Raw genomic sequence first — 24,142 nt, 5'->3', positions numbered from 1 at the left:
CGCGCCAGCTGCCTCGTACGCAACTGCAAGGGATCGCGCGCAACACGCCGCGCAGCGGCGCTCGCGCGCGGCGTGTCGGCCGCGCGGCCTTGCAGTTGGCGCGCGGCCACAGTGAGACTGTGTCAATGGCATCCAGCAACGTCGCCGACTCGCACGAGGTGATCCGCGTCGTCGGGGCGCGCGAGAACAACCTGCAGGCGATCGACGTCGAGATCCCCAAGCGGCGGCTCACGGTCTTCACGGGCGTCAGCGGCTCGGGCAAGTCGAGCCTCGTCTTCGGCACGATTGCGAACGAGTCGCAGCGGCTCATCAACGAGACCTACCCGACGTTCGTGCAGCAGTTCATGGGCCAGCTCAGTCGTCCCGACGTCGATCAGCTCGAGAACATCAGCCCCGCGATCGTCGTCGATCAAGAGCGCATGGGCGCGAACGCCCGGTCGACGGTCGGCACGGCGACCGACGTGCACGCGATGCTGCGACTGCTTTTCAGCCGCATCGGCGTGCCGCACGTCGGGTCGCCGCAGGCATTCTCGTTCAACGTGCCGTCGGTGTCGGGCGCGGGCGCCGTGACGTTCGAGAAGGGCGGCACGAAGGTCAAGGAGCGCCGCTCGTTCGAGATCACGGGCGGCATGTGCCCCGGCTGTGAGGGCCTCGGCCAGGTCAGCGACATCGACCTCGACGAGCTGCTCGACCGCTCGATCTCGCTGCTCGACGGCGCGATCAAGGTGCCGGGTTACGTCCCCGACGGGTGGATGGTGAAGGGCTTCACCGAGTCCGGATTCGTCGACCCGCACAAGCCGATCGCCGACTACACCGAGCAGGAACTGCAGGACTTCCTCTACAAAGAGCAGACGAAGGTCAAGATCTCGGGCATCAACATGACCTACGAGGGGCTCGTCCCCAAGATCACGAAGTCGATGCTGCAGAAGGATCGCGACAGCCTGCAGCCGCACATCCGCGCCTTCGTCGACCGTGCCGTCAAGTTCATGCCGTGCCCGGCATGCGACGGCACGCGGCTCAACGACGGCGCGCGGTCGTCGAAGATCGAGGGCATCAGTATCGCGGATGCCGCGGCGATGCAGATCACCGATCTCGCCGCCTGGGTCGCGTCGGTCCAGGATGCCTCCGTCGCGCCCCTGCTCGCGGGTCTGCGTCAGACCCTCGACTCGTTCGTCGACATCGGCCTGGGCTACCTCTCGCTCGACCGCGCGAGCGGCACGCTGTCGGGCGGCGAAGCGCAGCGCACGAAGATGATCCGCCACCTCGGCTCGAGTCTGACCGACATGACCTATGTCTTCGACGAGCCGACGACGGGTCTGCACCCGCACGACATCCAGCGGATGAACGAGCTGCTCCTGCTGCTGCGCGACAAGGGCAACACGGTGCTCGTCGTCGAGCACAAGCCCGAGGTCATCCAGATCGCCGACCACGTCGTCGACCTCGGCCCCGGCGCCGGTCGGCACGGCGGGCGTATCACGTATGAGGGGGATGTCGCGGGCCTGCGCGCGAGCGACACCATTACGGGCCGCCACTTCGACCACCGTGCGCGACTCAAGCCCGAGACCCGCACCTCGACCGAGGCCCTCGAGATCCGCGGCGCGACCCTGCACAATCTGCACGATGTCGGCGTCGATGTGCCCCTCGGCATCCTCACCGTCGTCACAGGCGTCGCGGGGTCGGGTAAGTCCTCGCTCATCCACGGTTCGCTGCCGCGCCGCGACGACATCGTCGTGGTCGACCAGACCCCCATCAAGGGATCGCGCCGGTCGAGCCCGGCGACCTACACGGGCATCCTCGACGACATCCGCAAGGCCTTCGCGAAGGCCAACGGCGTGAAGCCGGCGCTGTTCAGCGCGAACTCCGAAGGCGCGTGCCCCGCCTGCAAGGGGCTCGGCGTCATCATCACGAACCTCGGCTTCACGCAGAGCGTCGAGACGCGCTGCGAGCTGTGCGAGGGCACCGGGTTCAGCGACGACGTGCTCGAGTACACGCTCGACGGCAGGAACATCGCTGAAGTGCTCGCGATGTCGGCCGACGAGGCCGCGGCGTTCTTCGCGAAGGGACCCGCGCACACGATCCTTGCCCGCATGATCGACGTCGGGCTCGGGTACCTCACGCTCGGCCAGGCGCTGAATTCCCTCTCCGGCGGTGAGCGGCAGCGCCTCAAGCTGGCGATCGCGATGGCCAAGCCAGGGGTCGTCTACGTGCTCGACGAGCCGACCACGGGCCTGCACCTGGCCGACGTCGAGGGCCTGCTGGGGCTGCTCGACAGGCTCGTGGATGCCGGCAATTCGGTCATCGCCATCGAGCACCACCAGGCCGTCATGGCGCACGCCGACTGGATCATCGACGTCGGCCCGGGCGCGGGCCGTGACGGCGGCCGCATCGTGTTCGAGGGCACCCCCGCCGATCTGATCGCCGCGGGCAGGACCCTCACGGCGCAGCACCTCGCCACCTACGTCAGCGCGTGAACCGCGCCCGCTGATTCGCGACTGCAAGGGATCGTGCGCGACACGCCGCGCTGAGCCGCCGATCGACGGCGTGCCGGCCCCGCGGCCTTGCAGTTCGCGCACCCGCCCCGCGCACCCGCCCGGCAGCCCCACCCGCAGCCCACCCCCAGCACAGGCATGGGCAGTCCTCCCCCTCGTCGAGGGTTCTCGCCGCGAGTGGCCGTGTCGTAGGCTGTCTGAGTCCACACGCCGTGTGCGGCCTGCTTCAGCACCAGGTCCCGACGCCACGCAACGAAAACCGAGCCCGGGGGGAGCCGAGCCGACATGAAGTCGTTCGCGTGGCTTCGATCGCGCCCGAAAGCGCTGATCTCGACGGCCATCGTCACCGTCGCCGCCCTCACGGTGGGCTTCTTCGCCCTCTCCTACGAGGGCAAGCCGACGACCGAGGTCGATCTGCACGACGGCGGCGTCTGGGTCACGAAGCAGTCCAGCCTGCTCGTCGGACACTTCAACCACGAGTCGCGGGTGCTCGACGGCGGCCTGCGCACCGCCTCGGCGACGTACGACATCCTGCAGAGCGGCTCGCGCATCATCGTCGTCGACACCGCCGACGCGTCGATCTCGGCCGTCGACCCGGCGCGGGTCATGCTCTCTGACTCGGCCGATCTCGCACCGGGTTCGACGGTGGCGATGGGGGCATCCACCGTCGCGGTACTCGAGCCGTCCGGCACGCTGTGGACCAGCCCCTTCACCGCCGTCAGCGGCATTGGCGCCGAGGGGTCGGAACCCGTCGCCGACGAGGGCAAGAACGCGAAGGTCGCCGTCGGCGTCGACGGCACGGTCTATGCCGTCTCGGCCGAAGAAGCCGTGCTGCGCTCGTACGGTCCGGGCGACGACGGCACCACGGTCGAGAAGTCCTCGCGCGGGCTCGACGGCATCGCGAAGGACCACACGCTGTCGATCACGGTCGTCGGCACGACCGCATTCGTCCTCGACGAAGACACCGCGACGCTCTACGGCGGCGACGGGTCGAAGACCCAAGTGCCGGCGGATGCCGTGTTGCAGCAGCCCTCCGGCACTGCCGACGCGGTCACCCTCGCGACCCCCACCGACCTGGTGCGCGTGCCGCTCGGCGGAGGCGAGACGGTCACGATCTCGGCCGAGAGCGCGGGCGACCCCGCACAGCCCGTCTACGTCGCCGGCTGCGCCTACGGCGCGTGGTCGGGGTCGGGCCGCTTCGTGCGCGATTGCCCGGGCACGGCCGACGACCTCGTAGAGGACGTCGGCGGCATCGAGCCGACGAGCCAGCTGCGGTTCCGCACGAACCGCGATGTCGTCGTGCTCAACGACGTGTTCGGCGGCGCCGCCTGGATGGCATCCGATTCGTTGCAGCGCGTCGACAACTGGCAGGACATCACGCCGCCCGAAGGCGAGGGCGACGAGCAGGAAGAGACCACCGAAGAGACGGTGGTGACGAGCCTGCCCGAGCGCACCGACCAGAACACGCCGCCCGTCGCACAGGATGACGAGTACGGCATCCGTCCCGGCCGCACGACGGTGCTGCCGGTGCTCGACAACGACACCGATGCCGACGGCGACGTCCTCGTCGCCTCGGTGTCGCAAGAGCCCGGCTTCGGCACGATCGAGCCGATCTACAACGGTGCGGCGCTGCAGATCACGACGCCCGACGACGCGACGGGGACGACGACGTTCCGCTACACCGTCGAAGACGGGCGCGGGGGCGAGGCCACGGCATCCGTCACCCTCACGGTGCACCCGCTCGACGTCAACTCTCCGCCGGTGCAGAAGCGCACGACGCCCATCACGGTCGAGTCCGGCGGGACGGCCTCGTACAACGTGCTGCCCGACTGGATCGACCCCGACGGCGATGACATCTTCTTGCTCGACGTCGCGCCTGACGGCGGCGATGAGGCTGACTTCACTTCGGATGGGCGCATCACCTACCGTGCGATCGGCGGCGTGCAGGGCCGCAAGGATGTGCCGATCGTCGTCTCCGACGGCACGGCAGAGGGCGCGGGTATCGCGCGCTACGACATCCGCCCGCTCGGCACGACGACACCGATCACGAACGCCGACCACGTCGTCACGCGCGTCGGCCGCCCGATCACGGTGGCGCCGCTGACCAACGACACCAGTTCGGGCAGCGAGCAGTTGCGCCTGACCCGCGTCGATGACGTGGACGGCGCCACGATCGTCCCCGACGTCGCGGCCGGCACCTTCTCGTTCTCGTCGTCGACCGCCGACACCTACTACGTGCAGTACCTCGTGGCCGCCGGCCCGAACTCCGTCCCGGGCCTCGTACGCGTCGACGTCCTGCCCGAGTCCAACACCGACCTGCCTCCCATCGCCGTCCGCGACGTCGCGCTGCTGCCCGCCGGTGGCGACGTGCTCGTCAACGTGCTCTCGAACGACACCGACCCGTCAGGTGGCGTCCTCGTCGTGCAGTCGGTGACGGTGGATGCCGGGTCGGGCATCGCCGCAGCCGTGCTCGGCCACGAGACCATCCGGGTCAGCGACCTCGCGTCGGTCGACCAGCAGGTGCGCATCGGCTACACGATCTCGAACGGATCGCGCTCGGCCGACGGTGAGATCGTCGTGATCCCCGTGCCGGCGCCCTCGCGCCTGCGCCCGCCGGTCGCCGAAGACGACCAGGTCGTCGTGCGCGTCGGCGACACCGTCACGATCCCGGTGCTCGACAATGACTACCACCCGAACGGCGACACGATCCACGTCGCTCCCGAGCTCGTCGAGCCGCTCATCGATCCCGCCGACGGCGAGGCCTTCGTCTCAGAGGAAACGGTGCGCTTCCGCGCCGGCGACGAGCCGAAGACGGTCTACGCGACGTACGAGGTCGTCGATTCGACGGGCCAGCGCGACGCCGGGTACATCACGATCCAGATCCTGCCGCGCAACGACGAGGCGAACTCCGCACCCCGGCCACGCGACCTCACGGCGCGCACGCTGAGCGGCGCAAAGGTCGAGATCCCGGTGCCGCTGGACGGCATCGACGACGACGGCGATTCTGTCGAACTCGTCGGCATCGCGGATGCCCCGACGAAGGGCCGCATCGTCGAGACCGGCACCGGGTCGTTCACCTACCAGGCGTTCGAGGACTCGGTCGGGGTCGACACCTTCACCTACCGCGTGCGCGACCGGCTCGGTGCGGAGGGCACTGCGCCCGTAGTGATCGGCATCGCGCCGGCCGCCTCGACCAACCAGGCTCCCTACGCCGTGCGCGACACGGTCGTCATGCGCCCCGGCCGCGAGGTCGCCGTGCCGGTGCTGCAGAATGACTCCGACCCCGACGGCGACGAGTTCGGGTTCGCGCCCGATGACACCCTCACCGTCCCCAGCGACGTCGAGGGGCTCAAGGCGCGCACGAGCGGCAAGTACCTGCTCATCACGGCGCCCGACCGCGAACTCAACACGTCGGTGCAGTACGCGATCACCGACGTGCGCGGGCTGCGCGCGTCCACGAGCGTGCAGATCACGGTCGACGAGAACGTGCCGCTCGAAGCGCCGATCGCGCGCGACGACCGGGTGCTGGCGGAGGACGTCGGCGACGACGGCACCGCCCTCGTCGACGTGCGCGAGAACGACGACGACCCCGACGGCACCAAGAGCGCGCTCACCGTCACGCTCGGCACGGGCGGCGAGACCGCGCAACTGACGCGCGACGGCAAGGTCAAGGTCACGATCGGCGACGCCGCGCAGCTGATCACGTATACCGTCACCGACGCCGACGGACTCCAGGCATCCGCCTTCATCCGCGTGCCGGCACTGGTGACGCTGCCGCCGAGCCTCATCTCGACGGTTCCCGTTGAGGTGAAGAGTGGCGAGACGATCGAGCTGCCGCTGAAGGACTACGTGCGCGCCGCGGGCGGCAAGGACGTCGTGATCACCGAGGCCGCGAAGGTCCAGGTCGCGCATGGCAACGGTGCCGGCCTCATCAAGGATCAGCACACGCTCGTCTACACGTCGGCTGACCGCTACTTCGGCACCGACGCGCTCACCTTCGAGGTCACCGACGGCACCGGCCCCGACGACCCCGAGGGTCGCAAGGCCGTGCTGACGATCCCGATCACGGTGCTGCCACCCGACAACCAGCCGCCGACGATGGTCGGCGCCGAGATGAACGTCGCTCCGGGTGAGGATGCCACGACGCTCGACCTCGCGGCGCTGGCGACCGACCCCGACCCCGAAGACCAGGGCAACCTCACCTTCGAGCTCAAGGGCAGCACGCCGGACGGGCTGACCGCGGCGGTGGCGGGCACGACGCTGAGCGTGTCGGCCGCCACGAACACCGCGAAGGGCACGAGGGCGCTGCTCACGGTGACTGCTTCCGACGGTGAGGCCGAGCCCGCCGAGGCCACCATCTCGGTGCTCGTGAGCGCCTCGACCCGTGAGCGGGCGAGCGCCAACGACGACGTCATCGAGCAGTCCGATCAGGGCTCGACGGAATCGGTCGAGGTGCTCGCCAACGACGTCAACCCGTTCCCCGACACACCGCTGAAGGTCACCGGCGCGGTGCTCGAGAGCGGTCGGGCGACCGTCGCCGTCAAGGGTGACCGAGTCGAGGTCACGAGTGATGAGGCCTATGTCGGTGTCGTCGTGGTGCGCTACACGATCATGGATGCCACCGACGACATCGATCGCGCCGCCGAGGGCCGCATCCGCATCACGGTGCAGGGTCGCCCGGATGCCCCGGGCAAGCCCGTCGTCTCGAGCGTGCAGAGCCGCACCGTTGTTCTCTCGTGGACGCCACCGATCGACAACGGCTCGCCCATCACGGGGTACACCGTGACCTCGACGACGAGCTTCTACACGAAGGAGTGCGCGTCGACGACGTGCACGCTCGATGGGCTGACCAACAACGTCGAGTACACCTTCGTCGTGACGGCGACCAACAAGGTGGGGGTCTCCGACCCGTCGGTGCCGTCTGAGACGGCGCGCCCCGACGTGCGCCCCGACACTCCGGCACCGCCGACGCTCGTGTTCGGTGACCGCAGCCTGAGCGTGTCGTGGACGGCACCGCGCACGGAGGGCTCGCCGGTCGAGAGCTACACGCTGGAGATCTCGCCGGCGCCGCCGTCCGGCATCGTGGAGAAGACGGGCGTGACCGGCACGAGCATCGTGTGGGACGGGCTCGAGAACGGCACCGCGTATCGCGTGCGCGTGCGTGCCCACAACCGCGCCCCCGAACCGAGCGAGTACAGCCCGTGGTCGGCCACGATGGTGCCGGCAGCCCCGCCGTCGGCCGCCGATGCGCCCACGACGACGCTGCTGAGCCCGGTCGGCGCACAGGCGCAGATCCAGGTCAACTGGAACGCGCCGGCGAACAACGGCGACGCGATCGCGGGCTACCAGCTGCGCGTCAAGCAGGGCTCGACGATCGTGAAGACCGTCAGCGTGCCCGCGGGGCAGACCAGTCAGGCCGTTGTCGTGGACACGTCGACGACGGACTACACCTTCGACGTGCGCGCCTCGAACAAGGCGGGCTGGGGTGACTACAGTGCGACCTCGGCCCCGCGCCGCGGTGTCACCGCCCCGAACGCCCCGACCGCCGTCGCGGCGACGGCAGGCGACAACCAGGTCGGCGTGACGTGGACGGCCGGGGCCGCCAACGGCGCGGCATCCGGTGAGATCCGCTACGAGTACTCGGTCAACGAGGGCGCGTGGAACGGCTCGTGGGCCGCGGGCGGCACGGGCGGGTCGGGCACGATCGGCGGCGGTCAGACGAACAACAACGGCAGCTACTCGGTGCGCGTGCGTGCCGTCTCGACCGTCGGCGGATCGCAGTTCGCCAGTGACGCCTCGAACACGTCGAACGCCGTCGCCCCGTACGGGTCGATCGGCAACCCGACCGCACAGGCGAGCGCGAGCGGCACGACGATCAGCATGACGTGGGCGTCTCCGGCCCGGAACGGTCGCGACATCACCACCGAGATCAACACGGGCGACGGTCGCGGTTGGCGTACGGTCGCGGCGAACGGCACCGAGAGTTACAGCGTCGGGTACAGCACGACGCGCACCCTGTCGGTGCGTACGAGCGCCGCGGGGCAGACGACGACGGCATCCGCCTCGGCGACCTCGGCGGCGCCACCGCCGCCACGCGTGTGGGTCAGCCGCGGTGACTTCGAGAACGTCGGCTGTGATTTCGGCTGCTACCGATACGTCGTGAACACGCAGAACTTCCCGGCGGGCAACTACCAGATCGACTGCTGGAACGACGGCGGCGGATCGGCGGGCAAGTTCGGCACGCGGTACTCGTTCAACCTGCCGGCCAACGGCTCCGTTCAGCTGTACTGCTGGAGCGGCGCCGAGGGGTACAACGTCTGGGTCGACATCATCGGCTGGGGCGGGTCGGTCGACACCGAGAAGCAGTGGTGGCCGCGCAATTGAGCCGCGCCGCGCACACGAGACATCCACGAGAGACAAGGAACGAACCGATGAGCATGACCCCCGAACAGGCGGCGTGGTTCCGCGACACCTTCACGCGATTGGTCGACAACGTCGATCAGGCCCTGCTGGGCAAGCGCGAGGTCGTGGGGCTCGTGCTGTCGGCGATGCTCGCCGAGGGGCACGTGCTGCTCGAGGATGCCCCCGGCACAGGCAAGACGAGCCTCGCGAAGGCGCTCGCGGCGAGCGTGCAGGGCACGAGCACGCGCATCCAGTTCACGCCCGACCTGCTGCCCTCCGACGTGACCGGCGTCACGATCTACGACCAGCAGAACCACCGCTTCGAGTTCCACCGCGGCCCCGTGTTCGCCTCGATCGTGCTCGCCGACGAGATCAACCGCGCCTCGCCCAAGACGCAGTCCGCGCTGCTCGAGGTCATGGAGGAGTCGCGCGTCACGGTCGACGGCACCCCGCACGAGGTCGGTCGCCCGTTCCTCGTCATCGCGACGCAGAACCCCATCGAGCAGTCGGGCACGTACAAGCTGCCCGAGGCCCAGCTCGATCGCTTCATGCTGAAGATCTCGATCGGCTACCCGACCCTCGCCGTCACCGAGCGCATCCTCGTCGGCGCCGTCGACCGCAACCCCTCGGCGGGGCTGTCGGCTGTCATCACGACCAAGGCCGTCGCCGACATGGCTGACCTCGCGGCATCCGTGCACATCGACCCCGCGGTCGCGCGCTACACCGCACAGATCGTCGAGGCGACGCGCGCGTCGGATGCCACGCGCCTCGGCGTCTCGGTGCGCGGAGCGATCTCGATGATCCGCGTCGCGAAGGTCTACGCTGCCTCGCAGGGGCGCCACTTCGTGATCCCCGACGACATCAAGACCCTCGCCGTGCCGGTGTGGGCGCACCGGCTCGTGCTCGATCCCGAGGCCGAGTTCGCCGGCACGACGGCGGAGGCCGTCGTGCAGCGTGCCCTCGCGACCGTCGAGGCGCCGCTCGCGCGGGCCGCGAGCTGATGGCCGTCACGTCGGAGACCGTCACCCCGTCGCGCCGCGCGCGTCGGGGCGATGGTGCGTCCGACGCGGCATCCGACGCCCTGTTGCCGCAGCCGGGCGACGCCTCTGAGGCCGCGGACGACATGACCCTCGCCGCGCCGCGCGCGGCGACGCGAGCCGAGGTGTGGCGCGAGCGGTTCGAAACGGCGCGGCACGTGACAGCGCGCGTGCTGCGCACGATCGCCGAGGTCATCCGCCCGCTGGGCTGGGTGCTGATCGCCGGCGCCGTCGTGCTGTGGTGGCTCGCCCTCGCGTTCGGCTGGCAGGAGATGCTGATTGCCGCCGTCGTCGTGACGGTCGTGCTGCTGGTCAGCATCGCCTTCCTGTTCGGGCGCACGACCTACGAGATCCACCTCGACCTCACACGCACGCGTGTTGTGGTCGGTGAGCGCGCGGTCGGTGGCCTGACCCTCGCCAACCGCACGGCCCGCACGATCCTGCCCGCCGAAGTCGTGCTACCGGTCGGTCATGGTCGCGGCGTGTTCCAGGTGCCGCGCCTGCACCCCGGCGCCGAGCACGAAGAGGTCTTCGCGATCCCGACGACCGCGCGCGGTGTGCTCGAGGTCGGCCCCGTGAGCGTGCGCCGCGGCGACCCGATCGGTCTGTTCGAGCGCACGCACGATCGCCGTCAGGCCGTCGACCTGTTCGTCCACCCGCGCACGACGGCGCTCGATGGGCTCTCGCTCGGTCATCTGCGCGACCTCGAGGGACTGCCGGTGCAGCACCTGGCGCGCGACGACGTGTCGTTCCACGCGCTGCGCGAGTACCAGCCGGGTGACGACCTGCGCCACGTGCACTGGAAGTCGACCGCCCGCGCGGGCGAGGTCATGGTGCGCCAGTACGAAGAGACGCGGCGCTCGCACTTCGTCGTGGGGCTGTCGACGCACCCCGACGAGTACCGCGACCCCGAAGAGTTCGAGCTCGCGATCTCGACCGCCGGTTCGGTCGGGATGCGCGCGCTGCGCGACTCGCGCGTGCTCGAGGCGCGCACGCAGGACGGCCCGCTGCGCTCGCCCACGCCGCGCCGCCTGCTCGACGAGCTGTCGCTGCTCGGCCACTCGCGCCCCCGCCAGGGTGGCATCGTCGCGCTCGCCGGTGCGATCGCCGCGCACGCGCCGCAAGCTGCCGTCGTCGTGCTCGTGACGGGGTCGAAGACGGATGCCTCCGACCTGCGCCTCGCATGCTCGCGCCTGCCCTACGGCGTGCGCGCGCTCGCCGTCGTCGCGGACTCGCGCGTCGATTCGCCCGAGCTCAAGCGCATCGCCGAGGCCGACGTCATCACCGTCGGCACGCTCGACCAGCTGCCCACGGCCGTGCGGAAGGTGCTGTCATGACCGCCGCACGCCCGGTTCGCATCATCGTGCTCGACCTGATCGCCGCAGCACTGCTGCTGACCGTCGCGATCATCGGGTTCGCGACGACCTTCGACGGCCCGCAGTATCTCGTCGCGGGCTTCGGGGGGCTCGCGCTCGGGCTCGCGCTGGCGTGGGTCGGCATGCGCTGGCGGTGGGGCATCCTGAGCCTTGCCGGTGCCACGATCGGCGCGTACTTCGTCTTCGGCGGCGCGCTCGCTCTGCCCCACACGGCGCTGTTCGGCGTCGTGCCGACGCTCGAGACGCTGCGCGAGCTCGCCCTCGGCGCGATCACGTCGTGGAAGCAGCTGCTGACGACCGTGCCGCCGGTCGCGGCGGGCGACGGTCACCTCGTCGTGCCGTTCATCCTGACGCTCGCAGGCGGCGTGCTCACCGGTTCGCTCGCGCTGCGCGCGCGCCCCGCCGCGTGGGCGCTGCTGCCTGCGCTCGCCGTGCTCGTCACGAGCATCCTCCTCGGCGTCGCCCAGCCCACCGCCCCGCTGATCGAAGGCGTCGCGTTCGCCGTCGTCGCCGTCATCTGGCTGGCACTGCGCCACGCGTGGGACGGCGACCGCGCCGCCGTGCGCGTCGAGTCGGCGGGGGTGTCGGATGCCACTTCCGTGCGCAGCTCGCGCCGCCGGCGGCTCGTCGCCGCGGGCGCCGTGCTCGCCATCGCGGCCGGCACGGGCGTGGCGACGGCGGCGTTCGCCGCCCCCGCGACCCCGCGCTTCATCCTGCGCGACTTCGTCATCCCGCCGTTCGACATCACGCAGTATCCGAGCCCGCTGCAGTCGTTCCGCGGCTACGTCCGTGACGACGCGGACGCGACGTTGTTCACGGTGTCGGGCCTGCCCGAAGACGCGCGCGTGCGCCTCGCGACGATGGACGCCTACAACGGCATCGTGTACGACGTGGCCGATGACGGCGCGGGCTCCTCGAGCGCATTCACGCCCATCCGGTCGAACATGTCGCCGGATGCCACGGGCACCGCCGCGACCCTGCGCTTCGACATCACCGACCTCACCGGGGTGTGGGTGCCCGACGTCGGTGCGCCGCGAGACTTCACCTTCGAGGGCGACCGTGCGACCGACCTCGCGCGCTCCGCCCACTTCAACGACGCGACCGGCACCGCCGTCGTGCCGTCGGGCCTGGCCACCGGCGACGCCTACACGCTGCAGACCGTCATCCCGACACTGCCCAGCGATGCGGCGCTCGCCGAGGTGCCGTTCGCGACGATCACGATGCCCAAGCAGTCCGGCATCCCCGAGAAGATCGCCGATCTGGCATCCAAGGCCACGGCCGACGCCGAGACGCCCATCGAACGTGCGCGCGCCCTGGAGAGCTGGCTGCACAGCGACGGGTTCTTCAGCCACGGGCTCGCTGACGACGTGACGTCGCTGTCGGGTCACGGCGCGAACCGCATCACCGCGCTGTTCGGGGGCGATCAGATGATCGGCGACGACGAGCAGTACGCCGTCGCGATGGCGCTGATGGCCACGCAGCTCGGCATGCCTGCCCGCGTCGTGATGGGCTGGTACCCCGGCAAGGACGACAACACCGACACCGTGTTCACGGCGACGGGCGACAACCTGCACGCGTGGGTCGAGATCGCCTTCGCTGGCTACGGCTGGGTGCCGTTCGACCCCACGCCCGACGAAGACAACCAGCCCAACGACCAGACCACCAAGCCACAGGCCAACCCGAAGCCGCAGGTGCTGCAGCCGCCGCCTCCCGCGCAAGAGCCGGCAGACCTGCCCGCCGCGATCGCGGAAGACCGCCAGCAAGACGAAGAGCAGCAGAGCGGCGTCGACTGGCTCGGCCCCGTGCTGCTGTACGGTGGCATCGGCGTGGGCGTCATCGCACTGCTGGCGGCTCCGTTCATCGTCATGGGCATCGTCAAGGGTGCGCGGCGCGCGCGTCGCCGCGGGGCCGCGCGCACCGCCGACCGCATCTCGGGCGGCTGGGACGAGCTCGTCGACTCGGCCGTCGATCTGCGCGCTCCCGTCGTCGCCGGGGCGACCCGCGCCGAGAGCGCCGCGGTCGTCGGCGCGGCCTTCGACCAGCCGCGCATCGCGACGCTCGCGACGCGCGCCGATGTCGAGGTGTACGGCCCGGACGACCCGTCGGCAGAAGACGTCGAGGCGTTCTGGCGCGAAGTGGACGATATCGTCGGGGGGATGAGAGGGTCCACGACGCTGTGGCAGCGGATGCGTGCGCGGCTGAGCCTGCGCTCGCTGCGTCGTGCCGCCGCGAGCCGCCGCGCCGCGCGTGCGGTCGATGCGGCCGCGTCCGCCGATGCCACGGGGGCCACGGGGAGCGACGCATGACGGGCACGGATGCCGCGCAGCGGCCCACCGACTACCGGGCGCCCGCGTGGCGGCCCGCCGCGGTCGGCCGACGCGTCGGCGCCTATCTGATCGACAGCGCGATCGCGTTGCTCGTGCTGCTGATCGCGGTCGGCATCTTCGCCGGCATCTCCTTCGCGACCGGCGGCGGGTTCCCGCTGCCCGTCGCCGCGCTCGGCGGGTACGTCGTACTGGGCGCGTGGCTGCTCGTCTACACGCTCATGCAGGGTGGCAACGGCTCGCTCGGCATGCGCGCGCTCGGCCTGCGCCTGGCGCACGTCGCCGACGACGGCCCGCTCGGATTCGGCCGGGCGCTCGGCCGGAACCTCGTGTGGGGACTCGGCAGCAGCATCGTCGTCGGGGTGTTCTCGCCCCTGTTCGACGGCTCGCCGTGGCATCGCGGCTGGCACGACAAGGCATCCGGTGCCGTCATGACCGACGTCGCGGGGCACGGGCCGGTGGTGGCCGCGCCGGTGGTGCCTGCGGCGGTGACCGCGGCGCCGGGAGCACCTCAGGCGGTGCAGCCCGGCGTCGCGCTGCCGGGCGCGGCGGCACCGAGTGCCACGCCGTCGGGTGCGCCGTTGCCGCCTCCGCCGCCTGCGCCGACGGGTGCGGCATCCGTTTCGGGCCTGCCGGCCGCGCCGATCCTGCCCGGCGCCGACGCGCCCGAACTCGCGGACGTCGTGCCGGTCCCGCCCGCGCGGCCTGCGCCGCAGGCATCCGGTCTCATCTCGTTCGTCCCGGGAGTCTCCGACCCCGAGACCTTCGACGCCCCGCCGCCGGCCGCGGCACCGGGCATCCCCGTCGTCGACGCTCCGTCGTCGTCGGCAGCGGCTGCGCCGCCACCAGCGGATGCCCGCGGCGCCGCACAGCCTGTGCTCGACGACCCGCTCGACCAGACCCGGATCTCGACCGGTGAGCGCCCCGTCGCGCGGCTGACGTGGGACGACGGCACCAGCCAGGCGCTCTACGGCCGCACCGTGTTCGGTCGCAACCCCGCTCCCGAGACCGGCGCGATGGTCTCGCCCGTGCGCGACGAGACGCTGTCGCTGTCGAAGACGCACTTCGAGCTCGCCGTCATCGACGGGGTGCTGTGGGTGACCGACCGGCACTCCACGAACGGGGTCGTGATCCGCCGCGGCACGCAGCGGCAGCAGGCGGTCGCCGGCGAGCCCGCGCGCGTGCGGATGGGCGACGTCCTCGAGTTCGGTGACCGGCACGTCGTCGTCGAGGTGGCGCCGTGACCGAGACACCCATCCTCGTGCGCTGCGGCGCCGCGAGCCACACCGGGCTGCGCCGCCGCATCAACGAAGACGCCTACCTCGCCGAGGCGCCACTCTTCCTCGTCGCCGACGGGATGGGCGGTCACGACGCGGGCGACCGCGCTAGCGCCGCCGTCGTCGCGGAGTTCGCGCGCCTCGTCGGCCCGCCGGCGCTCGGCATCGACGACGTGCGGGCGTCGCTGCGTCGCGCGCGCAGCCGCGTCGAGGCCATCGCGAGCGACGGACGCGCCGCCGGCACGACCCTGACCGGCGTCGTCGTCGCCGAGGTCGGCGGCGTCGGCTACTGGCTGACGGTCAACGTCGGCGACTCGCGCACCTACCGGTTCGCGAACGGCATGCTCGAGCAGATCAGCGTCGACCACTCCGTCGTGCAGGAACTCGTCGACGCCGGCGTCATCACGGGCGCCGAAGCGGGTTCAGACAGTCGCCGCAACGAGATCACGCGCGCCATCGGTGCCGGCAGCGACGGTCAGGCGGACTACTGGATGGTCCCCGCCGAGCCCGGCGACCGCATCCTCGTGTGCTCCGACGGGCTCTCGGGCGAAGTCAGCGCTGAGCGCCTGCGCGAGATCCTCGACGACGAGTCCGATCCGCAGGATGCCGCGACGCGCCTCATCCACGAGGCGCTGCTGCACGGCGGCCGCGACAACGTCACCGCGATCGTCGTCGACGCGGTCGCCGTCAGCGGTCACGACGACCTGTATGACACGGCGCCCGCCGGCGCGCGCCGCGCAGAACCCGACAGTGACACCCGCCCGCGCGGCGGAGCGAGGGGAGACCTGTGATCCGCGACACGCACGTGCGGTACCGTCCCGCCGCCGGCGGCTGGTGGGTCGCGTCCGAAGGTGCCGCCGTGGCGGTGCTCGCCCCCGTCGTCACCGAGACGGCGATCGCCGCCGTCTGGCGGGGGATCGGCGACGGCGGCCTCGGCGCTGTGCTCGAGTCGCTCACCGGAGCGTTCGGCACGTCGCTGACGGCGATCCCGCCGTTCGCGCTCGCGGTGGCCGAACCCGGCGGCGTGCGCGTCGCCGTCCGAGGCACCCTCGCGATGCTCGTCGAGGGCGAGGCGGCGGAAGAGATCTCCGGCGAAGGCGTCGCGACCTGGACCGAGCGCTTCATCCCGGGTGCCACGCGAGTCTCGATCGGCGCGCTCGCCGAGGCATCCGGCCCCCTCGTTCCGCTGCGATCGGGCGTCGCGGTGACCGACCTCGTGGTTGTGGACGTGGCTGGCGCAGGCGGCGCTGATGCCAGCGGCGCTGGCGCCGCGGCGGCCCCCTCCGCGGCTGCGCAGATCTCCGCAGATGTGACGGCCGCAACGGCGGATCCCTGGGCGGATGAGGCGGGTGCTGCCGCGGAAGAGGCGGAAGACGCGGTGGATGCCCCGGTCGCGGCCACCGACGCCGCGACAGGTGAGGCGGATGCCACGGGGCTCGACACCCTGATGCCGCTCGCGACGGCGGCTCCCGAAGTCGAGCAGCCCGCCGACGAGTACGACCTGCTGTGGGGCGAGACCGTCGCCCGGCCGATCTCGGCGGCGGCTGTTGCGGTTGCCGAAGAAGGGGCGGATGCCCCGCCTGCGCCGTCCGCGCCGCCGATCGAGTCCGTGCCGCTCACGCCCGCGCACGTCTCCGCCGCACCGGCCACTGCGCCGGCCGCCGCCCCGGCCGCACAGCCCGCCACAGACGCCACAGACGCCGCCGCACAGCCACCCGCCACGCAGCCCGCGCTGGGTGACCACGACGGCGAGACGGTGTCGGTCGCCCAGGTCCGCGCGCTGCGCAACGCCGAGCGCGAGCGCTACGAGTCGACCGACAACGTGCCGGCGCGCCGGCCCACGCGCGGACGCATCGTGCTGTCTACCGGCCGCATCGTCGAGATCGAACGCCCCGTCATCATCGGGCGCCGACCCAAGTCGACGCGCACGTCGGGGTCAGACCTGCCGACGCTGGTCGCGGTCGACAGCCCCGAGCAGGACATCTCGCGCAGCCACGTCGAGATTCGCGCCGAGGGCGAGCACGTGCTCGTGACCGACCTCGACACCACCAACGGCACCGTGCTGCTGCGCGGCGGTCAGGACCCCGTGCGGCTGCACCCGAGCGAGCCGACAATGGTCGTCACGGGTGACGTGCTCGACCTGGGCGACGGCGTCACGGTCACCTTCGAGGATCTCGCGTGAGCGCCAAGCGGCCGCCCGCGCCGCCGCCCGCCCTCGCGGGGTTCACCTACGTCGACGTGCTCGGCTCGGGCGGGTTCGCCGACGTATACCTGTTCGAGCAGCACCTGCCGCGCCGCCGCGTCGCGGTCAAGGTCATGCTGCCCGACCGCATGGCCGGGGGCTCGGCAGAGGAGTTCGCGGCCGAAGCCAACGTCATGGCGCTGCTGTCGACGCACCCCGCGATCGTCACGATCTACCAGGCGGGCGTCTCTGACGACGGCAGGCCGTACCTCGTCATGGAGTACTGCCCGCGCCCGAACCTGCAGGTGCGCTCGCGGGCCGCCGCGTTCTCGGTCGCCGAGGCACTGCGCGTCGGCGTGCAGGTTGCCGCAGCGGTCGAGACGGCGCACCGCGCGGGCATCCTGCACCGCGACATCAAGCCGGCGAACATCCTCGTCACCGAGTACAACCGGCCGGCGCTGACCGACTTCGGCATCGCGACGACGGCGGAGGCCGAAGAATCCACCGGCGGCATGTCGATTCCGTGGTCGCCGCCCGAGTCGTTCACCGACGAGTCGGCTTCGGGCGTCGCGACCGATGTCTATGCGCTCGGCGCGACGGTCTACACCCTGCTCGCGGGGCGCTCGCCGTTCGAGCAACCCGGCGGCCGCAACGGCGGCGCCGACCTGATCCAGCGCATCGAGACGCAGCCCGTGCCGCCCCTTGCGCGGGCGGATGCCCCGGCATCGCTGCAGCTCGCCCTCGAGCGGGCCATGGCCAAGCGCCCCGGCGACCGCTTCGAGTCGGCCGTCGCGTTCGCCCGCGCGCTGCAGCGCGTGCAGATCGAGCTGTCGCACTCGGTCACGCCGATCGACATCCTCGACGACAGCCCGCCTGACGCAGACGAGGACGATGCCGACGGCGAGCTGACCCGCGTGCGCGGCATCGTCAGCATCGAGCCGCAGACGAACCCTGCCGCCGGTCCCACGCGTCGTCGCGACCAGACGGATGCCCCGACCTTCAGCGGCGCGCCGACCTTCACTGACCCCCAGGGCTTCACCGACCCCCAGTCCGCCGACTCCGATGACCGCACGCTCCTGCGTGGGCCGGTCGCGATCGCGCCGACACCGCAGCGGGGCGTCCCGGTCGCCGACGACCCCTCGTCGACGGTCCGCCGCGCGCCGCGCATGATCGATCGCGCGCCCGCGCGCGAGGTCGCCGCGCCGCACGACACTGCGCCGCCGGCGCACGACACCACGACGCAGCCCGGCCGGCCGCGTTCGCGCCGCGGACTGTGGATCGGCCTGGGCTCGGTCGCCGCGGCCGTCGTCATCATCGGCGGGGTCGCGATCGCTGCGAGCCTGCTCGGCGGTGGTGATGGCGGTACGGATGACCCGCAGACCTCGCCTTCGGCATCCGCCGTCGTCCCGCAAGACCCGGCGGCCGGGGCCGTTCCTGCCGTCGCCGACCTGACCGGCACGGTCGAAGGCGGCAACGCCGTCTTCACGTGGACCAACCCCGATCCGCAAGACGGCGACGGGTACCTGTGGCTGCCGTACACGCTCGCCGGCGACGGCCAGGCCGCGCGGGTGACCGAGCCGACCGTTACGCTGCCGGTCGATCCGGGCGGCACGACCTGCATCGCGGTGCGGATCATCCGGGCCGGCGGCACGTACGGAGCCGAGACGAGGAAGTGCACGCCGTGACCGACGTCGACGACACCGTTCCGCCGGCGGCGCCTGGCGCGGGCGAGCCGGTACCCAGCGACCTCTCCGTCGAGTTCGCCGGCGAATACCTGACCGTGCCCGCAGGCAGCCGGTTCACGATCGGCCGTGAGGGCGACCTCGCGATCGACGACAACCGCTTCCTGCACCGGCACTTCCTGTCGATTGAGCAGTCCGGGGGGCTGTGGTGGCTCGTCAACATCGGCACGCGCCTGTCGGCGACCGTCACCGACACCGAGGGTCGCGTGCAGGCCCAGCTCGCTCCGGGCGCGCGGCTGCCGATCGTGTTCGGCATGACGACGGTCGTCTTCAGCGCGGGCCCCACGACGTACGAGCTCACGGTGCACACCGCGCAACCCGCCTTCCGTGAGACGCGGCACGAAGAGAGCGTCGACGGCGAATCCACGATCGGCGCCGTGCCGCTGACCCCCAGTCAGAAGATCCTCATCGTCGCGCTCGCCGAGCCCGTGCTGCGCCGCGACGGCACCGGCATGAGCGAGCTGCCGTCGTCGGCGGCGGCCGCGCAGCGGCTGGGCTGGAGCATCACGCGTTTCAACCGCAAGCTCGACAACGTCTGCGACAAGCTCGACCGGCAAGGCGTGCCCGGGCTGCGCGGCGGCGTCACGACCTCGGCGACGAACCGTCGCGTGCGGCTTGTCGAGCACGCCGTCGCGTCGCGCATCGTGACGCGCGACGACCTGCCGATGCTCGACAACCAGCTCGAATCCGACCGCGCCGACGCGGCGAAGGGAGACGCATGAAGCTGCGCACGACGCTCGTCCGACACGGCGGCGAGGCTGAGGACATCGTCATCACGGCCGACGCGGATGCCACCGTCGGCGATGTCGCGCGCACGCTCGCCGAGGTCGATCCGCGCGGCCGGGTCGCCGCGCAAGAGCTCTCGCTCGAGGCATTCGGCACGATCGCGCAGGGTCCGGGTGAGGTGCTGGATGCCGCAGCGAGCATCTCGCACGTGCAGCTGGCGGCCGGCTCCGCTGTGCGCATCGTTCCCGCCGACTACGAGCCGCGGCGGGCGATCGGCGAGGTGGCCATCGTCTCGGGGCCGGGCGCGGGGCGCACGGTTCCGCTCGAGCGCGCCGTCGTCGTGATCGGTCGCGACGCGTCGTGCGACATCGTGCTCGATGACCCGCTCGTCTCCAAGCGCCACGCGCGCCTCGAAGTGGGACTCGGTCGGGCCGAGCTCATCGACCTGAACTCCGCCAACGGCATCCTCGTCGACGGCGCCCCCGTCACCTATCTGACCGCCGCCGACGGACAGATCGACGCCGTCCTCGGCGACACGCGCCTGCAGATCAGCGCCCACACGGGCGCCGCCGAGGCGCCCACCACCTGGCGGCAGGTGCCGTTCGTGCGCTCGCCGCGCGTCGAAGAGCGCTACAGCGGCGAAGAGCTGCCCGGCACCGACCTGCCGGCGCAGCCCGCCGCCCAGATGTTCCCGTGGCTCGCGATGATCGCGCCGGTGTTCATGGGCCTCGCGCTGTTCTTCATCATGCACAACGCCATGGCGCTCGTCTTCGTCGCGGCATCCCCCTTGCTCATGCTCGGCACGTGGCTCACGACGCGGCTGCAGGCGAAGGCTCAGCTCGATCGCGACAAGGAGCGGTTCGAGCAGCAGCTCACGCGGTTGCAGAGCCGGCTTGAGGCCGAGCGCGAGACCGAGCGGACGGTGCGTCGCGGCGAAGTGCCCGAGCTGGATCCGATCTGCGCCGACGCGCTGGCGGCGGGGCCGCTGGTGTGGACACGCCGCCCCGAGCACTGGTCGTTCCTGCACGTGCGCCTCGGCGACGGCACGTCACCCAGCCGCAACACGGTCGCCGAGTCGTCCAAGCGCGACGCGGCGATCCCGTCGTACGTCGAGCGTCTCGACGAGGCCGTCGCCCCGTTCGCCGTCGTCGATGACGTCCCGATCCTCGAGTCGCTGCCCGAGGCCGGCGCGCTCGGCATCGCCGGCGACCCCGCCCGCGTCGGCGACACCGTGCGCGCCCTGATTGCACAGACTGCCGGGCTGCACGCCCCCTCCGACGTGCACATCGCCGCCCTGCTCGGACCCGCCTCGCGCCCGGCGCTGGCCGACCTGAAGTGGCTGCCGCACACGTGGGCGACCGAAGACCTGCTCGGCACGGCCCCGATCGCCGACAACGCGGCGACCGGATCGCGCCTGCTCGCGCAGCTCGAAGAGCTCGTCGACACCCGCACGAAGCAGCTGCGCCGCCTGCGCGCCCTCAAGGCAACGGATGCCGCGACGGCTGCCGGCGCCGAGGTGGGCGAGTCGCGCGGGCGCGACGAAGAGGTTCCCCTCCCCGCGATCGTCGTCGTCATCGCGCCCGACGCCGCCGTCGACCGCGGCCGGCTGATCCAGCTGAGCGAGCGGGCCGCCGGCAGCGGCATCCTGCCGATCTGGCTCACGGCGCGCACCACAGACCTGCCCGCCTCGTGCCGCACGTGGGTCGAGGTGCCCGCCGCGGGCGCGGACAGTGCGGGGAGTGCAGACGGTGCGCACTTCGTCCGCCTCGGCACGGTCATCTCGCCGCTGCGCGTCGAGGCTCTCGACGCCGCCCGCTTCGGCGTCGTGGCGCGGGCCCTCGCCCGCATCACCGACCTGGGCGACGTCGCCGAAGACGCCGGCGACGTGCCGCGCACGATCTCGCTCGTGCAGCTGCTCGGGTCCGAGATGGCCACGAGCGCCGACGCTGTCATCGACCGCTGGACCCAGAACGCGTCGATCCGCGCGACCCGCTCGGGCACCGGCTACCAGCCCAAGCTGCGCGCCCTCGTCGGCCAGGGCGCCCAGGGCGCCCTGCACCTCGACCTGCGCCAGCAGGGCCCGCACGCTCTCGTGGGAGGCACGACCGGCTCGGGCAAGAGCGAGTTCCTGCAGGCGTGGGTGCTGGGCATGGCCGCCGAATACAGCCCCGAGCGCGTCACGTTCCTGTTCGTCGACTACAAGGGCGGGTCGGCCTTCGCCGACTGCGTCAACCTGCCGCACTGCGTGGGCCTCGTCACCGACCTGAGCCCACACCTCGTGCGCCGGGCGCTCACGAGCCTGCGCGCCGAGCTGCACCACCGCGAGCACCTGTTCAACCGCAAGAAGGCGAAAGACCTGCTCGAGCTCGAGAAGGCCGCCGACCCGGATGCCCCGCCGGCGCTCGTCCTCGTCATCGACGAGTTCGCCGCGCTCGCCAAAGAGGTGCCCGAGTTCGTCGACGGCGTCGTCGACATCGCCCAGCGCGGCCGGTCGCTCGGCATCCACCTCATCATGGCGACGCAGCGCCCCGCGGGTGTCATCAAGGACAACCTGCGCGCCAACACGAACCTGCGCGTCGCTCTGCGCATGGCCGACGAGACCGACTCCGACGACGTCATCGGGTCGAAGGAGGCGGCGCTGTTCGACCCGGGAATCCCGGGCCGCGGCATCGCGAAGACCGGCCCGGGCCGCATGAGCCTGTTCCAGTCGGCCTACGCGGGCGGGTGGAGCCTGCGCGCCGAACCCGAGGCCACCGTCGAGATCCGGCCGTTCCGCCTCGGCGACGCCCCCGCGTGGGAGAAGCCCGCGCCCGAAGAGGCGAAGGTCGAGACCGAAGACCTCGGGCCCAACGACCAGCAGCTGCTCGTCGCACGATTCGGCGATGCCGCGCAGCTCGCGCGCATCGTACCGCCGCGCCGTCCGTGGCTCGACGAGCTCGCGACGACGTTCGACCAGACGAAGCTGCACCAGCGCACCGACGCCCGCCTCGTGCTCGGCGTCGTCGACGTGCCCGAGCGGCAGGACCAGGTGCCGTTCTTCTTCGAACCCGACACCGAGGGGCACCTGGCGATCTTCGGCACGGGCGGATCGGGCAAGTCCGTGGCCCTCCGCACCCTCGCCGTCTCGGCGGGCATCACGCCGCGCGGCGGCCCCGTGCACGCCTACGGACTGGATGCCGCCACCGGCGGCCTACGCATGCTCGAGTCGCTGCCGCACGTGGGCGCCGTCATCTCGGGCGACGACGCCGAGCGCATCGAGCGGCTGTTCGGCACGCTGCGCGCCGAGCTCGACCGCCGCGGCGACGCCTACGCGGCATCCGGCGCCTCGACCCTCACGGAGTACCGCGCGCTCGCCGGCATGCCCGACGAACCCCGCATCCTGCTGCTCGTCGACGGCTTCCCCGCGTTCCGCAACGCCTTCGAGGGCGTTCCCGGGCGGGCCGACGCGTACCGCGCGTTCCAGCAGATCCTCACCGACGGTCGAGGACTGGGCATCCATGTCGCGCTGACCGCCGATCGCGGACAGAGCGTGCCGACCTCGCTGCAGGCGATGATCCAGCGCCGCATCGTGCTGCGCATGGCCGACGAAGACGGCTACGCCCTGCTCGGCATGCCGCGCGACATCCTGTCGCCGGCCTCGGCGCCGGGCCGGGCGATCGTCGACGACCACGAGGCGCAGATCGCGGTCATCGGCGGCACCTCCAGCACGAAGGACCAGCAGATCGCGATCGACCGGATGGCCGAGGCGATGGCGCGCCGCGGCACGCGAGCAGCGCCCGGCATCCGCGCGCTGCCGACCGAGTACGCCATCGGAGCTCTGCCCGCGACGACCGCGACGGGTGTCGCGATCGGCCTGTCCGACCTCGACCTCGGGCCGTTCGGCATCGAGCCGTCCGGTACGTTCATCGTCGCGGGCACGCCGGGAGCGGGCCGCTCGAACGCCGCGACGGCGATCGCGCTGCAGACGCTGCGCGCCCGACCCGACACCCCGGCGTTCTACATCGGCGACAAGCGGTCGCCGCTGCAGGATGCCCTGCCGTGGGCGGCCACCGCCGACAGTGGCTCGGCAGCGATGGCCGTGCTGTCGGCCGCGAGCGACGCCGCCGACGCCGTCGCCGACGGGGGAGCGGTGCCGCTGGTCGTGCTCGAGGGCATCGGCGAGTTCGCGACCTCGATCGTCGAGATGAACCTGTCGACGCTCGTCAAGCGCGCCGGCCGCGGCGAGGTCTTCTTCGTCGTCGTCGGCGAACTGAGCGAGTGGACGAGCAACTTCGGTCTACTGGGCGAGATCAAGGCCGCGCGCCGCGGTGTCGTGCTGCAGCCCGAGACCATCGACGGCGAAGTCGTGCTCAAGACGCCGTTCCCGCGCCTCGTGCGCGGCGAGCTGCCCGTGGGCCGAGGCATCCTCGCCAATCGTGGCAAATCGGTGCGCATCCACTTCCCGCTCGCGACGGAGGCGTCCGCGTGATCGGGGCGGCCTCGTGAGCGGGACATGGGGAGTGCTCCCCATGGGCGGATCTGGCGCAACCGCATATCGTCGTTTCCAGAAAGACCTCCCGGCATGATCGCCGGGTCGGACACCTGACC

At 71.7% G+C, this 24,142-nt stretch carries 11 protein-coding genes; all 11 read left to right on the top strand.

The features are described 5' to 3' along the window. Positions 1-125: 125 nt before the first annotated feature. Positions 126-2,471 (top strand): excinuclease ABC subunit UvrA, encoded by a 2,346-nt coding sequence (locus BGO46_RS11210; RefSeq protein ID WP_292673944.1) that lies wholly within the window; start codon positions 126-128, stop codon positions 2,469-2,471. Between the two features lie 303 nt (positions 2,472-2,774). After that, positions 2,775-8,873: an Ig-like domain-containing protein gene (locus BGO46_RS11205; protein WP_292673946.1), complete on the top strand. Its 6,099-nt coding sequence runs from the start codon at positions 2,775-2,777 to the stop codon at positions 8,871-8,873. 47 nt (positions 8,874-8,920) lie between these two features. Then, positions 8,921-9,892: a MoxR family ATPase gene (locus tag BGO46_RS11200; RefSeq protein ID WP_292673948.1), complete on the top strand. Its 972-nt coding sequence runs from the start codon at positions 8,921-8,923 to the stop codon at positions 9,890-9,892. Beyond that, positions 9,892-11,265 (top strand): DUF58 domain-containing protein, encoded by a 1,374-nt coding sequence (locus BGO46_RS11195; protein ID WP_292673950.1) that lies wholly within the window; start codon positions 9,892-9,894, stop codon positions 11,263-11,265. The genes BGO46_RS11200 and BGO46_RS11195 overlap by 1 nt, the downstream gene beginning before the upstream one ends. Beyond that, complete coding sequence (locus BGO46_RS11190) at positions 11,262-13,610, top strand: transglutaminase-like domain-containing protein (protein WP_292673954.1); 2,349 nt, start codon at positions 11,262-11,264, stop codon at positions 13,608-13,610. The genes BGO46_RS11195 and BGO46_RS11190 overlap by 4 nt, the downstream gene beginning before the upstream one ends. Continuing rightward, positions 13,607-14,872: an RDD family protein gene (locus tag BGO46_RS11185; protein WP_292673957.1), complete on the top strand. Its 1,266-nt coding sequence runs from the start codon at positions 13,607-13,609 to the stop codon at positions 14,870-14,872. The genes BGO46_RS11190 and BGO46_RS11185 overlap by 4 nt, the downstream gene beginning before the upstream one ends. Then, the gene (locus BGO46_RS11180) at positions 14,869-15,696 is read left to right on the top strand and encodes a protein phosphatase 2C domain-containing protein (RefSeq protein ID WP_292673960.1); all 828 of its coding nucleotides are present in this window, start codon (positions 14,869-14,871) and stop codon (positions 15,694-15,696) included. Before BGO46_RS11185 ends, BGO46_RS11180 begins: the two co-directional genes overlap by 4 nt. Further along, entirely contained in the window at positions 15,693-17,087 is a 1,395-nt protein-coding gene (locus BGO46_RS11175) for an FHA domain-containing protein (protein ID WP_292673963.1), read from the top strand. Before BGO46_RS11180 ends, BGO46_RS11175 begins: the two co-directional genes overlap by 4 nt. Further along, positions 17,084-18,772 (top strand): serine/threonine-protein kinase, encoded by a 1,689-nt coding sequence (locus BGO46_RS11170; RefSeq protein WP_292673966.1) that lies wholly within the window; start codon positions 17,084-17,086, stop codon positions 18,770-18,772. The genes BGO46_RS11175 and BGO46_RS11170 overlap by 4 nt, the downstream gene beginning before the upstream one ends. Next, positions 18,769-19,551 carry a hypothetical protein gene (locus BGO46_RS11165; protein WP_292673969.1) on the top strand — a complete coding sequence of 261 codons (783 nt, stop codon included), beginning with the start codon at positions 18,769-18,771 and terminating at the stop codon, positions 19,549-19,551. Before BGO46_RS11170 ends, BGO46_RS11165 begins: the two co-directional genes overlap by 4 nt. Next, positions 19,548-24,023: an FtsK/SpoIIIE domain-containing protein gene (locus BGO46_RS11160; protein WP_292673971.1), complete on the top strand. Its 4,476-nt coding sequence runs from the start codon at positions 19,548-19,550 to the stop codon at positions 24,021-24,023. Before BGO46_RS11165 ends, BGO46_RS11160 begins: the two co-directional genes overlap by 4 nt. Positions 24,024-24,142 lie beyond the last annotated feature (119 nt).

This window comes from Microbacterium sp. 70-16 (assembly GCF_001898315.1).
Classification (GTDB): Bacteria; Actinomycetota; Actinomycetes; order Actinomycetales; family Microbacteriaceae; genus Microbacterium.
Note: the sequence above shows the minus strand (reverse complement) of the source record. Positions and strands in the feature narration are given on the sequence as shown.

Bases quoted from the DNA above. Each gene is read 5' to 3' on its own strand.
- BGO46_RS11195 (WP_292673950.1), top strand. From the start codon at position 9,892: ATGGCCGTCACGTCGGAGACCGTCACCCCGTCGCGCCGCGCGCGTCGG.
- BGO46_RS11160 (WP_292673971.1), top strand. From the start codon at position 19,548: ATGAAGCTGCGCACGACGCTCGTCCGACACGGCGGCGAGGCTGAGGAC.
- BGO46_RS11190 (WP_292673954.1), top strand. From the start codon at position 11,262: ATGACCGCCGCACGCCCGGTTCGCATCATCGTGCTCGACCTGATCGCC.
- BGO46_RS11200 (WP_292673948.1), top strand. From the start codon at position 8,921: ATGAGCATGACCCCCGAACAGGCGGCGTGGTTCCGCGACACCTTCACG.
- BGO46_RS11210 (WP_292673944.1), top strand. From the start codon at position 126: ATGGCATCCAGCAACGTCGCCGACTCGCACGAGGTGATCCGCGTCGTC.
- BGO46_RS11205 (WP_292673946.1), top strand. From the start codon at position 2,775: ATGAAGTCGTTCGCGTGGCTTCGATCGCGCCCGAAAGCGCTGATCTCG.
- BGO46_RS11185 (WP_292673957.1), top strand. From the start codon at position 13,607: ATGACGGGCACGGATGCCGCGCAGCGGCCCACCGACTACCGGGCGCCC.